The organism is Streptomyces sp. NPDC031379, assembly GCF_055569615.1.
The window spans coordinates 190,548-203,956 of the sequence record NZ_JBVIIT010000007.1; the positions used below are offsets into that span (position 1 = coordinate 190,548).

Annotated in this window: 14 protein-coding genes; 10 read left to right on the forward strand and 4 right to left on the reverse strand. The window is 68.2% G+C overall.

Annotated features, from left to right (window positions below; all coding sequences use genetic code 11):
• Positions 1-16 precede the first annotated feature (16 nt).
• Complete coding sequence (locus ACZ5CW_RS12700; RefSeq protein ID WP_351335836.1) at positions 17-337, forward strand: helix-turn-helix domain-containing protein; 321 nt, start codon at positions 17-19, stop codon at positions 335-337.
• Positions 338-547: 210 nt separating this feature from the next.
• Here ACZ5CW_RS12700 and ACZ5CW_RS12705 read toward each other — a convergent pair whose 3' ends face one another.
• The gene (locus ACZ5CW_RS12705; RefSeq protein WP_359505058.1) at positions 548-1,069 is read right to left on the reverse strand and encodes a hypothetical protein; all 522 of its coding nucleotides are present in this window, start codon (positions 1,067-1,069) and stop codon (positions 548-550) included.
• Between the two features lie 278 nt (positions 1,070-1,347).
• On the opposite strand from ACZ5CW_RS12705, the gene ACZ5CW_RS12710 reads away from it, so the two are divergent.
• Positions 1,348-2,115, forward strand: a complete 768-nt coding sequence (locus tag ACZ5CW_RS12710; RefSeq protein ID WP_351335830.1) for an IclR family transcriptional regulator — start codon at positions 1,348-1,350, stop codon at positions 2,113-2,115.
• Between the two features lie 24 nt (positions 2,116-2,139).
• Here ACZ5CW_RS12710 and ACZ5CW_RS12715 read toward each other — a convergent pair whose 3' ends face one another.
• Positions 2,140-2,586, reverse strand: coding sequence for an NUDIX hydrolase (locus tag ACZ5CW_RS12715; RefSeq protein ID WP_351336011.1), 447 nt, complete (start codon positions 2,584-2,586; stop codon positions 2,140-2,142).
• Positions 2,587-2,960: 374 nt separating this feature from the next.
• On the opposite strand from ACZ5CW_RS12715, the gene ACZ5CW_RS12720 reads away from it, so the two are divergent.
• The 6 genes from ACZ5CW_RS12720 to ACZ5CW_RS12745 all read left to right on the forward strand — a co-directional run bounded on the left by ACZ5CW_RS12720 (position 2,961) and on the right by ACZ5CW_RS12745 (position 9,627).
• Positions 2,961-3,467 carry a hypothetical protein gene (locus ACZ5CW_RS12720; protein WP_468600392.1) on the forward strand — a complete coding sequence of 169 codons (507 nt, stop codon included), beginning with the start codon at positions 2,961-2,963 and terminating at the stop codon, positions 3,465-3,467.
• Between the two features lie 430 nt (positions 3,468-3,897).
• Positions 3,898-5,571, forward strand: a complete 1,674-nt coding sequence (locus ACZ5CW_RS12725; protein WP_351335821.1) for a DUF262 domain-containing protein — start codon at positions 3,898-3,900, stop codon at positions 5,569-5,571.
• A gap of 219 nt (positions 5,572-5,790) precedes the next feature.
• Entirely contained in the window at positions 5,791-8,214 is a 2,424-nt protein-coding gene (locus ACZ5CW_RS12730; RefSeq protein WP_351335819.1) for an AAA family ATPase, read from the forward strand.
• A complete protein-coding gene (locus ACZ5CW_RS12735; RefSeq protein ID WP_351335816.1) occupies positions 8,211-8,660 on the forward strand; it encodes a hypothetical protein in 450 nt (149 codons plus the stop codon). Before ACZ5CW_RS12730 ends, ACZ5CW_RS12735 begins: the two co-directional genes overlap by 4 nt.
• Before the next feature lie 155 nt (positions 8,661-8,815).
• Positions 8,816-9,145 carry a plasmid mobilization protein gene (locus ACZ5CW_RS12740; RefSeq protein WP_351335813.1) on the forward strand — a complete coding sequence of 110 codons (330 nt, stop codon included), beginning with the start codon at positions 8,816-8,818 and terminating at the stop codon, positions 9,143-9,145.
• Entirely contained in the window at positions 9,142-9,627 is a 486-nt protein-coding gene (locus ACZ5CW_RS12745; RefSeq protein ID WP_351335810.1) for a PIN domain-containing protein, read from the forward strand. The genes ACZ5CW_RS12740 and ACZ5CW_RS12745 overlap by 4 nt, the downstream gene beginning before the upstream one ends.
• A gap of 1,087 nt (positions 9,628-10,714) precedes the next feature.
• Here ACZ5CW_RS12745 and ACZ5CW_RS12750 read toward each other — a convergent pair.
• Together ACZ5CW_RS12750 and ACZ5CW_RS12755 are read right to left on the reverse strand one after the other, a co-directional pair.
• Positions 10,715-11,404, reverse strand: a complete 690-nt coding sequence (locus tag ACZ5CW_RS12750; protein WP_351335807.1) for a hypothetical protein — start codon at positions 11,402-11,404, stop codon at positions 10,715-10,717.
• 272 nt (positions 11,405-11,676) lie between these two features.
• Positions 11,677-12,147, reverse strand: a complete 471-nt coding sequence (locus tag ACZ5CW_RS12755) for an ATP-binding protein (protein WP_351335804.1) — start codon at positions 12,145-12,147, stop codon at positions 11,677-11,679.
• A gap of 168 nt (positions 12,148-12,315) precedes the next feature.
• Between ACZ5CW_RS12755 and ACZ5CW_RS12760 the strand changes: the two genes are divergently transcribed.
• Positions 12,316-13,188 (forward strand): helix-turn-helix domain-containing protein, encoded by an 873-nt coding sequence (locus tag ACZ5CW_RS12760; RefSeq protein ID WP_351335801.1) that lies wholly within the window; start codon positions 12,316-12,318, stop codon positions 13,186-13,188.
• Positions 13,185-13,370, forward strand: coding sequence for a DUF397 domain-containing protein (locus ACZ5CW_RS12765; protein ID WP_351335798.1), 186 nt, complete (start codon positions 13,185-13,187; stop codon positions 13,368-13,370). Before ACZ5CW_RS12760 ends, ACZ5CW_RS12765 begins: the two co-directional genes overlap by 4 nt.
• The last annotated feature ends 39 nt before the right edge of the window (positions 13,371-13,409 follow it).

Genomic DNA, 13,409 nt, shown 5'->3' on the forward strand with positions numbered 1-13,409 from the left:
GAAGGAACGCATCTTTATGACCGGAGGCCGAGCGCGCACGGCGCCGCCATGGAGCTACGCCGTCGATCCGGAGGAGTGGCCGGATGCCCGGATCGCCGGGGAGCCCGCCGCGGCGGTGGTCCAGACGATTGCCCGCCGCCTCGCCGCCGCCCTGCGTGAGAGGCCGGAGCTCTCGCTGCGTGCCCTGGCCGCCCAGAGCCACGTCGGCAGACAGACCATCGGGGATCTGCTGGCGGGCGCCACCTGGCCGGATGTGCTGACGGTCTGCCGACTGGAGCGCGCCCTGGGCCTGGCGCTCTGGCCCGGATCGAGTACGACCCAATGTGCTCATGACTGATCCCCAATTACCTCTTTGAGGTCAGTCGTGCACGCTCAAGTACGTAATGGCGCAGACGCCCTCTAGCGCCACCCGTGGGGGCGCTAGAGTGAACGTGCGCGACGGACCGGAACCCTGCTAGGCGAAGCGTCCGTTCGCGTGTTTGGCGGCCTCCCTCGACCGCTAATCGAGGGAGGCCTGCTTGTTGGGTTAGGGTCGTTCTCGGATGGATCAAGCGGCCCGGGATGACAGCACGGCCCGGAACATTCCCGGTGCTACGTTTTCCACCTCGCCAAGTTGCTTCATGCGGTTGAGGGTTTTTCCTACGGATGAGCGGACCGTCGCGTCCGCTCCCGGGCGCACCGCCGCCGCGATATCGGTGATGGACATTGCCTCTTGAGCAGCGCACAGGAGTGTGAGGATCGCATCGCGCATGCTTCCGTTACGCGGTGGCCCCAGGGTCCGAGTGCCAATCCCCGGGCGCGCATCTTCGGACGAAGGATCCTCGTCGGCGACAGAAACTTCAGACGGACCCTCCCGGGAAGGCTGGGCGGTTTCCGCGTCCTCGCCAGTGTCCGGCGGCTCTTCGCGGACATCGGTGGATTCGGTGCCCTGGCACATCATCGCGTACACAGCTTCCAACGTCGCCAACTCGCCGCGCAGTGAAGTGATCAGCTCCTTCACGGCATGCCGGGCTTGGCCGATGTAGACACCCTTGTCTGACGCAGGTGCGTTGGTCCGGTATCCCGCCATAGCGAGCTCCTAAGGAAGGTCGCTGCCAGTGTAAGGACGGCACACTGTGGCACGCACGCAGTTCCTGTGAGGCGCTATCAAACGGTCAACAGTGCGCTCAAGCACGGCAAGTCCGGTCGGGGTTATCGCAGGACTCGACCTGTCTTGGCGCAGAGTTGGCTCGCCGGGTTCGTGCGATGCCGCACCGGAACTGTGAGACGTGCCATCACAGAATCCTGACGTGTGGATTCTGTCGAAGCTCCCGGCCTCCGGGAACGTTTGAGCGTTACGGTTCCTTCATGGTGGATGGCAAGCATCTGTCTGCGACAGAGGCCTTGGGGTCGGTGACGAAGGCCCTGGATGTTCTCGTCCTGGCGTATGACCGGGGGGAAATCGGTGTTACCGAAACCGCCCGGGAGCTCGGTATCTCACGTTCCACTGCACACCGCATCCTGGTCACCCTGCAGCGCACGGGTTTCCTGCGTCACGATCCTGGCCAGCACGGATACTCGGCGGGTCCGCAGCTCGTACGCATGGGACTGGCCGCGATCGCCCAGCTGGACGTCCGACGACAGGCGCGCAGACCCCTGGAGGAGCTCTCCGAGAAGCTGCAGGAGACGGTGTGCCTGTACTCCCTGGATGCGGCCGTCGTCCGACTACTCGACGGAGTCGAGTGCCGGCATGTCCTGCGCGTCAGCGTTCCGCTCGGACAGGAACTCCCCGCCCACGTCACAGCGGCGGGCAAGGCCCTGCTCGCACTGCGCGACCCGGCAGATGTACGCGCGACACTCCCGGCCGCGCTCCCTGCTACGGCGGCAGGGAGCATCACTGAGTGGCCGCTGCTTGAGGTGGAGTTGGAGGAAGTCAGAGCCCGGGGATGGGCGGCAGACCTTGAGGAAAGTGCACACGACCTGCACGGCGTAGGCGTGGCCATCCGCAACCGCATCGGGGAACCGCTCGCCGCGATCTCCGTGTACGCACCCGCCGTACGTCTGCGTGAACAGGACATGCCAGCGGTTGCTGCAGCCCTACAGGAGACCGCCACCACGATCGCCAGGGCAGAGTGACAGCGGGCGCCGAGGTACCGGGGCTCAAGGCCCCAACGTGATCCGCCCGTCCGGGATCCACCCCTCCAGGTATCCCGTCAACAGCACATCTACATCTGGCAGATCGCACCGTGTGCACAACTCCTGCCACTGCTCAGGCCCCGCCCAGCGTGTCGCTCCCCTCCAGGACAGATGATCCGGCGGATCACCAGCTTCAGCGAGACGAAAGATGAACACGTGCGCCTCTCGACGGCTCCGGCCTACGGGCACAGGCACCTGAGCCCAGCGGCATCCTTCAACAGTGCCCCCGCGCACCGGCATCGCGCCGACCGCATCGAGGAGTACGCGTACTGCCGCCTCACGGTAGGTTTCTGTGGCTCGGACGGATCCTGAAGGGAGTACCCATCGGGGAAGAACTCCAGACAGGTCGTCTGCCACCAGCACAAGCCGCCCGTCCGAGCTCAGCACCGCGACGAACACCACCCGCCGCATCCTGGGAGGCGGCACGGCAGGGAGCCCCGAACTCTCGGCAGCGTCCAGGAAAACAGGCACGGTCCGATCCTGACATGCGGCCGCTTAACCGGCCAGTTTTACCCCGCGCCGACGAGGGTCTTATCGCGGAGATGAGCTGGCGAACCTGGTCGGCCTATGGGCTCCGGTATGCCGAATCTGGATTGAGTAGGCGCCGATTAGGAGCGGCCGGATGGTCTCGAGTTCCGCAAGAGATTTCGATGGCCCGAAGGCTGGGGGGTCTCGCTCCCGGACAGCGGCCGGTCGAACGTGTACGCATCGGGCAACCTCCACGGCCTGGACCATCCCGTCCTGGTACTGCTCAGCCTGGTCGCTCCCGGCTGGCCGGACGGCTCATGGACGACCCCGAACGGTCTGACCTGGCGGTACCGCAGCTACGAGGACCTGCGTGCCGCGCTGCGGTCCTGTCCGCCCGATCTCCGGCGGGCGGACGGGTTGGCGCCGATGTGTTCGAGCACTGGCTCGACCTGATCGACAAGCTCGTGCGACTGGCCGCCGAGGTCGGCACCCCCGCGGGGGCCGAACCGTTGCTGGTGCCAGAGGAAGTAGTCGCAATCCTCAAGAACGCTCGACTGGACGCGACCGTGCAGAAGATGCCTTGCCTGCGCAGCCTCGTCCGGCCAGAGCTGGCGCAGGAGATGGAACAGGTCGGCGTCATCGTGCGGACCGCACTGAACCGAGACCAGGGCATCGTGGAGATGTTCACCGCGGAGACGACACCCTGTCCGGTTGGCAGATCCAGGAAGGCCAGTTCTGGCTGGTCCACCTGGCCGGCCCGGCCCGACACGGCGGGCAGTCCGCGAACAGGAGGCCCGCGCCTACGGCGACTACTTCTGCTTTGACCGGGCACGTACCCTGCTGGACGACATGGGTCCCGAGCGACCTGCAACCGCCCCGCATGCTCCGTTGGCATTCAACGGGTTCGCGCCCGACTTCGTCTACCGGAGCATCCCCACGCCGGACCTGACGATCGAGCAGGTCGTCCAGCTCGGTGTGACCTTGGTGCGCAGGACGTTGACGTGGCACGCAGACGCGCGGGGCAAGGGATACGGGTGTCGCTGAGCGCTGAATGAGAGGGATGACAAAACTTCCGGTCCCTGTCGACCCTCATGCCGGACGTGGCGGGTGCTCACGCTGTCGTCGATACAACAGTAGATGGTGAAGCCCTCGTCCAGGCGTGGGTGTCCCCGGCTCCCGTGGAATCGCTGCCAGAGGAAGGAAGTTGCGTCGGATTAGTGCCGCAGAGATCTATTTTTCCGACATCATCGGGGCATGCAGAAGCTCGAGGCGCACGAGATGCCCTTGCACAAGGTGTTCAGCAGTGACTACGACTTCCAGATACCTGACTACCAGCGCCCCTATGCCTGGCAGGAGGAGCAGGCGGCTCAACTGCTGATGGACCTGCAGGAAGCCCTGGACCGTGGGACGGATGAGCCGTACTTCCTCGGATCCGTTGTGCTCGTCAAGAACAGCGCAGTCCCGACGGCGGACGTCATCGACGGCCAGCAGCGCCTCACGACCCTGACTATCCTCCTGTCGGTCCTCCGCGACCTCACCGAGGATCCGGAGCTGCGTGGCGACCTCGACCGGCTGGTCATGGAGCCGGGTGCCAAGATCCGTGGGCTTGCCCCGAGGCCGCGGCTCACTCTGCGAAGCCGTGACGCGGACTTCTTCGAGAAGTACGTGCAGACGAAGGGCGCGGTGGACACTCTGCTGACGCTCAAGGAGGAAGCCCTGCGGACCGACGCGCAGAAGGCCGTCCTCCGCAACGCGACAGTCCTTCACCGCAGCCTCACCGCGTTGACCGAGGGACGCCGGCTGGAACTGGCTCAGATGCTCGCCGAGCGGACGTTCCTTGTCGTCGTCAGCACTCCTGACCTCGACAGCGCACACCGGATCTTCAGCGTCATGAACTCCCGCGGGCTGGACTTGTCTCCCACCGACATCTTCAAGTCGCAAATAATCGGGGATCTCGGGGCGGAGGCGTCTGAGGCGTGCGCCACCACCTGGGAGGACGCCGAAGAGATGCTGGGGCGCGACGACTTCGCGGAACTCTTCCTCCACCTGCGGATGATCTTTGCCAAGAAGCGGGCGGAACAGGAGCTGCTCAAGGAGTTCCCTGAGCAGGTACTCAACCGCTACCTCCCCGGCAGGGGCGAGGTCTTCGTCCATGACGTCGTCCGGCCGTATGCCGAGGCTTATGCCCAGATCCGTGAAGCACGTTATGAGTCCGCTTCGGGTGCGGAGGCGGTCAACGCCTGGTTCAGGAGGCTCCAGCAGGTCGACAACTACGACTGGCGGCCCGCCGCTCTCTGGGCGCTGCGTCACCACGAGGACGACCCGGCATGGCTCGACACGTTCATGCGGGCCTTGGAGCGGCTGTCGGCCAGCATGTTCGTCCGCCGCGTCTACACGACTCCCCGCGTCACGCGGTACGCCGAGTTGCTTCGGCAGCTCGACGAAGGACAGGGCCTTGCCTCCCCGGCCCTCGAACTGAGGGACGACGAGAAGGCCGAGACCCGGTCCAGGCTCGACGGCGATCTCTATCTGGTCGGCAAGATCCGCAAGTATGTGCTGCTCCGGCTCGACGAGCTGCTGGCCCGCGGGCAGGGGGTGACGTACGACCACCCGCTCATCACCGTGGAGCACGTGCTGCCGCAGAACCCGAAGGCCGATTCGCAGTGGGTCGGGCTGTTCGACGAGGAGCAGCGTGCCCAGTGGACACACCGCCTGGGAAACCTGGTGCTGCTGAACCGCGCCAAGAACTCGGCGGCCCAGAACTACGACTTCGCCGCCAAGAAGGCCAAGTACTTCACCGGCCGCGGGGGAGTGGTCCCTTTCGCGCTGACCAGCCAGGTGCTCCAGCACGTCGAGTGGACCCCCGACGTACTGAAGGCCAGGCAGGAGGAGCTGCTGGGGGTGCTCTTCGAGGAGTGGCGTTTGTGAGCGCGGGGGCCGGGGCGTCACACCCCGGCCCTGAGTCCAATGATCTCCATGAAGTTCCAAAGAGTTCCATTGTCGGGTCTGTGTGGGCTATGGTCGTCCACAACTCAGGTCTCACGGCCCCGCGTTACAACGCTGCTCCCGTGTGTCCCCTGTCGTTCAGTTGCCGTCGACCTGTCCGGCCGTACGCTCCGCAGTCGTCGCCTCCACGGGAGTCCCGTCATGCCCGTACCCGCCGATCCCGCCCCGGACCCGTCTCCCGCAGGGCCGCCCGCCCAGGAGCCGTCGGTCGGCACCCTTGCCAGTCTCATCGCCGGGCGGCTCGCCGGCTCGGACCTCGACGAGGACACCCGAGCCCTCCTGCTCACCGCCTTCCAGGACGACAGCGGGGCGCGCGGCCGGATGCCGGGCGCCTACCTGCAGTCCGTCACGGTCAGCGGCTTCCGCGGCATCGGCCGTACCGCACGTCTCCCCCTCACCCCCGGCCCGGGACTCACCCTGGTCACCGGCCGCAACGGCTCCGGCAAGTCGAGCTTCGCGGAGGCCGTCGAGATCGCGCTGACCGGCGACAACGCCCGCTGGCGCGGCCGCAGCGACATCTGGCGCAAGAGCTGGCGCAACCTCCACCACGGCCAGGAACCCCAGGTCGCCGTGGAGTTGCGCCTCGACGGCGATCCAGAGCCGGCCACCGTGCTGCGCACCTGGCACGGGGACGACGTTGCCGACTCCACCGCCGAACTCGACCGGCCCGGCCACGACCCCGTCCCCCTCCCGGGCCTCGGCTGGCAGGAGGATCTGGCGACCTACCGCCCCTTCCTGTCGTACTCCGAGCTCGGCCAGGTGATCGGCGGCAGGCCCAGCGAGATGTACGACGCCGTCGCCTCCATCCTCGGTCTGGAGCAACTCGCCGCCGCCGACAAGTGGTTGCGCGACCGGACCCGCGAGTACGACGCGCCCGCCAAGGAGGTGAAGGCCGAACTCCCCGCCCTGCTCACCCTCCTGGACGGCACCGACGACCCCCGCGCCCAGAGCGCCCACACCGCACTGAGCGGGCGGTGCCCGGACCTCGCGCGGGCGGCCCAACTGGCCGCCGGGACCGGCCCGGTGGACGAGGCCCTCCTGTTCGACCTGCGCCGCCGCTCCACCCTGACCGGACCCGACATCGAGGCGGTCGCCACGGCGGTGACCCGGCTGCGCGAAGCCATCGCCTCCGCCGAGGACCTTCGGGGCACGTCCGCCGAGGACGCGCTGCGCCGAGCCGAACTCCTCGCCCGCGCGCTCGCCCACCACCGCGCCCACCCCGCCCTCGCCACCTGCCCGGTGTGCGGCGGCGTGGCCCGTCTCGACGAGGAATGGGCACGGGACGCCGCCGAGCAGGAAAGCCTGCTGCGCGCCGAGGCCGAGCAAGTCCTCGCCGCCCGCAGGGAACTCGACGCGGCCGCGCAGGCCGTCCGCGACCTGGCCGTCCCGCCCCCCGACTGGCTGCCGTCCGAGATCGCCGCAGCCTGGGACGACTGGCTGCGGTGCCGCACAGTCTCCGACCCGGCCGTACTGGCATCCGCCGCCGAGAACGCCGCACGGACCGCCGCCGACGCCGCACGGGTCACCCGCCAGGAGGCCGCGGTGCGCCTCGCCGACCAGGACGACACCTGGCGCGACGCCGCGCGGGCGCTCGCCGCCTGGCTCGACAAGGCCCACGCGGCCGAGCAGGCGGCCCCGCACCTGGCCCGCGTCAAGGCCGCCCAGAAATGGCTCAGGGCCACCCACGACGAGATCCGCGCCGACAGGATGCGTCCCATCGCCGAGGACGCCCAGCGCATCTGGTCCAACCTGCGCCAGCAGAGCAATGTCGCCCTCGGCCCGGTCCATCTGAGCGGCTCCGCAACCCAGCGCAAGGTCGCCCTCGACGTGACCGTCGACGACATCGACGCCCCCGCGCTCGGCGTGATGAGCCAGGGGGAACTGCACTCCCTCGCCCTGTCCCTCTTCCTCCCGCGCACCTTCCTCCCGGAGAACCCCTTCCGGTTCCTCGTCATCGACGACCCGGTGCAGTCCATGGACCCCGCCAAGGTGGACGGCCTCGCCCGCGTCCTCGCCCTCCTCGCCGAGCACCGTCAGGTCGTCGTCTTCACCCACGACACCCGCCTGCCGCAGGCTCTGAAGTACCTGCGGCTGCCCGCCACCGTCCTCACCGTCGACCGCCGTGAGCGCTCCGCCGTACGCGTCCGCTCCGGCGACGACCCCGTCAAGCAGGCCCTGTACGACGCGAAGGCGCTCGCCAGGACCCGCGACCTGCCCGGGGACGTCGTCGCCCGGGTCCTGCCCGGCCTGTGCCGCACCGCCCTGGAGGCCGCCCTCCTCGAACCGGCCCGGCGCCGGCTCCTCGGCACGGGCCTGCCCCACGACGAGATCGAGCGACGCATCGCCAAGGCACACAAGCTCACCGAACTGGCCTCTCTCGCCCTCTACGGGGAGACCGACCGGGTGGGCGAGACCATGACCGACCTCACCCGGGCCTACGGCCAGCAGGCCACCGACCATATCCGGTGGTGCAACAGGGGCTCCCACGAAGCCGTGCTCGTCAACGACGCGGAAGAGATCATCCGCCGCACCGCGGACCTCGCGAAGGCGGTGCGATCCCTGTGACCACGATCCCCCCGGCCACACCCGTCCCGACCGCGCGCCCTCCCCGGCTCCCCGCACCCCTCCCGCCTCCGCAGCCGCCCACCTCGACCCCTGAGGAACTGCTCGCGGGCGCGGACCGGTTGCTCGGCACGGCCACCGCCTCCACCACGGGAGTCTGGCCACGCGCCGTGGCACTGCTGCTGCGCCACGCCCTCGAAGAGGCCCTGCGCCGCTACTGGCAGGCCCGCAAACCGCAGCTGGCTCGCTGCGCGCCGCACGCACAGGCCCTGTGCCTGGAGTCCTACGCCGACCCCGACACGGCCCGCCGCTGGTCGGCGACCTGGGCCGGCCTCAGCCGGGCCTGCCACTACCACGGGTACGAGCTGGCTCCCACGCACGCGGAGTTGTGTGCGTGGCGGGACGACGTCGAGCGGGTGATCGGGGCGCTGGCGCCCCGGACGCAGTGACGGATCGCAGTCGGACCGCGGGTCCGCCGCGTGGGACGGGCGGCGGAAGCCGGTAGGCGGGGCGGGACGGGGTGCCGGGGAGAGGAGACGTGCCCGCTTGTCCACCTCGACCGGCCGCACTCGCACTGCCGTCATACGCGTATTACGATGCCTTTGTGGCAAAGACGCGTATCACCATCAGCTTGGAGCAGGACCAGGCCGAACGCATCAGGCAGCACGCGGAACGGGCGGGCATGGACGTCTCGGCCTACCTTGTGCATGCCGCAACGCGCCAGATGGCCGAGAGCGATGCCATAGAGGAGCAGTTCGCCGAAGTGGACGCACTTATCGCCCGGGCAGAGCGGGCAGCGGACGGGCTGCCCGCCGAACCCGTTTCGGAACCGGCCGCGGAACTCACGGAGCAGGAACGCCACGAGGTCGAGGAGGCCCTGGGCCTCGTCCACGGCCGGGACCGGAAAGCCCGTCGTCCGGGACACGCCGCGTGAGCGCACGGGTACCGGTCTACGACACCGGCATGCTCATCGCACTCGCCGACCGCAAGGCGAAGGCCGTGGCTCTCCACGAGGGACTACGCACGGTCCCGCACCGGGCCCTGGTGCTCGGACCGGTCCTCGCCCAGGTGTGGCGCCCCCAGCCGGCGCTGGTGCACGCGCTGGCCGGTGTCCTCAAGGACTGCACCGTCCCTCAGGCCCGTACGGCCGAGCCGCCCATGCGCGAGACGAAGGCGGGTCGTCCGGAGTGTCTGGCCTGCGTGACGGGCCCGGACCTCGCGGACTGGCGGCGCATCGGTACGGCGCTTGGGCGGGCGGCCCTGCCGACGAAGAAGAGGCCGGACGCGGTGGACGCCTGGGTGGCCCTGGCAGCGGCCCGGCACGGCAGCGCGGTGATCTTCACCACCGACCCGGGGGACATCCACGCCTACCTGACGGTCCTCGCGCCGACGGACGTGCACGTGGTCGCCGTCTGACGGACGGGAGTCACTCTCCGCCCCGCCCAGATGGGTCGCGCAGGTGGTGAACGAGCCGTCGGCAGGAGCGGGGCGCGGGGCTCGGCCCTGCGCAGGCTCGCTCCGCGAGCGGGTGCCGAGGCGATCAGCTGGCAACGGTAACGGCCATCCAGTGCCACGGCCTCCCCGCGCGCCGACCGCTGAACTCGCCGAGGGTCCTCCACCCGCTTCGCCATTTACCACGGCCGTGGTACTTGGCACGGCAGGAGCACGTACACAGAAAGCCCTGGGCGTTCTGGCAGGAAGAGTTGCACCTTTCACGCGGGTTGTACTCACGGCCGATGAGGACGCTCGGGTACCTGCGGAGCAGCTCGCGGCTTATGTGCGGGAAATGAGCGCTGGCAACCGTCCAAGACTTCTCTTGGCCGTCCCACCGGAACGATCGATCACTTCCGACCCAGCCGGAGAGTTTCCGCTCGTGCTCCCACATCGTGTGAGCCGGGAACCAGACACTGAACCATCCATTGGCGGGCAAGCCGATTGTCGGCAGGTGCTCACCCCGATAATTCGGTAGCCACTCAGGGGGCTTGAGGGACTCAGTCTTCTTCCGCCGGTCACGCCTGCGTCCTTTGCCCCCGCCCGCAATCTGCCGCCTGCGTCGAGGTCCGGGCCCCCACTCGACCGACACGAGTGCGGCGAGCTGACCGGAGGCATGGCAAGGGAGATGACTTAGCGGCCTGTCATGGGCGACCACGCGGCCGTCCTGGTCGACCTGGATGGAGTTGCGGCACTTCAAACACGTGCGGTTGAATCTTCCGCCACCCACAAGCACCCCCTTGGTTGCGCTGGTGTCTCCCCTATCCGCTGTTGTGTCCTGCCGGTCTCGGCCGGCACCTCGTCGGCTATACCCTGACGCCCAACTGCACGGCATTGGTACCAGGGGTGCGTGCTCGTGAGGTGCGAGTTCCTTGGTTGGCGCTCCTCCGGCTCTGCGCAGGCGGTGTAGGTGCCGGAACCGACTGCGGTGGCGGAGGCGGGGCGCCCGACGCCCTTCAGTGCGCCGAGGGCCAGTCAGTCGAGTTCTCGGACTCTGGCGGTGTGCTGCGCGTCAGCCATCCCACGACGTCGGGGGTGGGCCAAATGCGCGACGACCGGCCCTCACGGCCAGAGTGGCCATGGCAGCGTTGGCGCCACCACCAATCACAGCGCCGATACCGAAGGGTGCAACTCGACCGAGAACGATGATTCCCTGCTTGGTCCCGTACTTCGTGATGAAGTTCTTCCCCAAGACCTTGTTGATCTGACGCAACGTCTCGACGGGCACCCTGGCGACAACCTGACGTCCCCAATGTTGCCCCGTACGCTCGGCGACTTTGGTAATGGTGGCTGAGCCGCTCCCGCCGAGCATGATTCCCATCACGATCGTTCGACGGCGCTCGATCTCGTCGATGGGGACTCCGTGGACTTCGGCGAGCGAGAGCGCGAAGAGGGCGCTCAGTTCAAGAGACGAGAGAGCCTCGCCCGCCGACAGCGCCAGTGCGACTCCCGTGCCGACGCCGGGCGCGGCTGCAGTTCCTCCAACCGCCGCACCCGTTCCGGTCAAGGCACTGACGTACATCCGCTCCAGATTGCGGATTACCTGTTCTGGCGTCGCCTCTGGGTTCCGCTGGCGGGCGCGGGCGATGTTCTTGCGTATTAGTAGGCTCTGGCTGTCGATTGCCTTATCGAGGAGGTCGAGGACTCGCTGCCCACGTACGTCTGCTTCCGGAACCTGTCCGTCGTGAGCACCTGTTGCCATGCCTTGAACTCCTTCGGTCGTTAGGTCCCAAGTTTCCCACTCAGGACGCCAGTTATGGAGCGTTTTCCCGACAGCTCCTACCTGTCCGGGCTCGGAGCCGTTTGCGGTCCGCGCCATCGGCTGCGAGATCACTGTCAGCACCTGCCCAGCCTCGTCGAACCGGAGTGCGGCGACGGCTCACCTGGGCGTCTGGCCTGACCTCATCGACCGGGACGGAAGGTTGTACTCAGCCGCCTGCCGCGCACCGGGTGAACCGTGCCCAGCCGTCGTGGTCAGATCCGCCCGCTGTGCGTGTCCGGGCCGGGGGTCTCGCAGGCGCATTCAGCCCAGACCGTCTTGCCGCCGGGCGGGTACGGCTCGACGCCCCAGCGGTCTGCGAGGGCAGTCACCAGGAGGAGGCCACGGCCGGACTCTGCGTCCGGGGACGGTCCGCAGTCCGCAGGCGGTGACGGGAGGCGCTCGCCCCGGGCGTCGGTGACGGCGATACGGAGCTGGCCGGCCGCGGTGTCGAGGGTGAGGGTGAGCCGGAAGTCGCGGCTGTTGACACGACCGTGCAGGGCAGCGTTGGCGGCGAGTTCGGCCACGATCTGCTCGGCGTGCTCGGTGACGCCGGGTGACACCGGCCACGCGCGGAGTTGCTCGGCGGCGAGAAGGCGGGCAAGCCGGGCTCCACGGCGGGTGGACGACAGGAGCTGGGTGAACGTGTGTGCGGTGATGGCGAGTTGGGGTGTGGTTGCGCTCATGGAGCCACGGTGACCGGTGCGCGGGGGCGCGTTCCAGAGCTGCGGTCCGTACGCTGCGTCAGCGTACGAGCACATTCCGTGGACGATACGACGGTTCATGCGTCACGCTGGGTGTCGTCGGGTGGGGGACGGCGCACAGCGCGTGTACGGAACCGGAGGTGGCCGCGGATGACCGGCGGCGGTGTGGTGGACGACGAAGACATGCCGGGCGGTGAGGCGGACCGGGAGCCTGATCCCTCGGACAGCCTGCGGACGTTCGGGGCGGTCATGCAGGCACTGCGGGAGCACGCGGGGTACAGCCGAACCGAGTTCGCGGACTTAGTGCGTTTCTCCAAGCACACAGTGGAGTCGGTGGAGTTGGGGCGGCGGATGCCCGACGTGGCGTTGGTGGAGCGGTCCGAGGAGGCGCTGGGCAACACGGGGGCGCTGCGGAAGTCGTCGAAGTACGTGACACGGGGACGCGGGGATGTAGGGCTCGCGGCCTGGTTCCGGCAGTGGGCCCGGCTGGAGCGGGTGGCGGTGAGCCTGTGCACGTATGAGTGCCGGCTGGTGCCGGGGTTGTTGCAGTCGGAGGGGTATGCGCGGGCCCTGTTCGAGAACCGCATTCCGCTACTGACCGACGAGCAGTTGGAGGCTCAGGTGGCGGCGAGGTTGGATCGGCAGAGGATGCTGCTGGAGCGGCCCACTGTTCCCTTCCACTTCATCGTGGAGGAGGCAGTATTCCGGCGCAGGCTGGGTGGTCGTGACGTGCAGCGTCGCCAGCTGGACTACGTGCTGGAACGTACTGCGCCTCGCAACGTGACACTGCAAGTCATGCCGTCGGATGCGGAGTTGCATGCCTGCATGGACGGCCCCGTGCGCCTTTTGGAGACGCCGAAGGGGCAACGGCTGGCGTACTCCGAAGGGCAGGAGAACGGCCGGTTGATCTCTGACCCGAAAGAGGTGAGCCTCCTCTGTCAGCGCTATGACACACTGCGCTCGCAGGCCCTGAACCCCAAAGACTCCCGGGGTCTGCTGAAGCGACTCCGAGGAGAGCTATGAGCACGTCGGAACTGGCCTGGTTCAAGTCCAGCTACAGCGGCAGCTCGGGCGACGACTGCGTCGAGGTCGCCGTCACCGAACAGGCCGTGTGCGTACGGGACTCCAAGGACGTGTCGCGTCCTCACTTCGCTGTTGGCCGCGAGGGGTGGTCGCAGTTCCTGGGATTCGTATCGGAGGCGTGACGTCCCTTCGGAGGTGAGCGGTAGCCGAGCGTCCGTGTC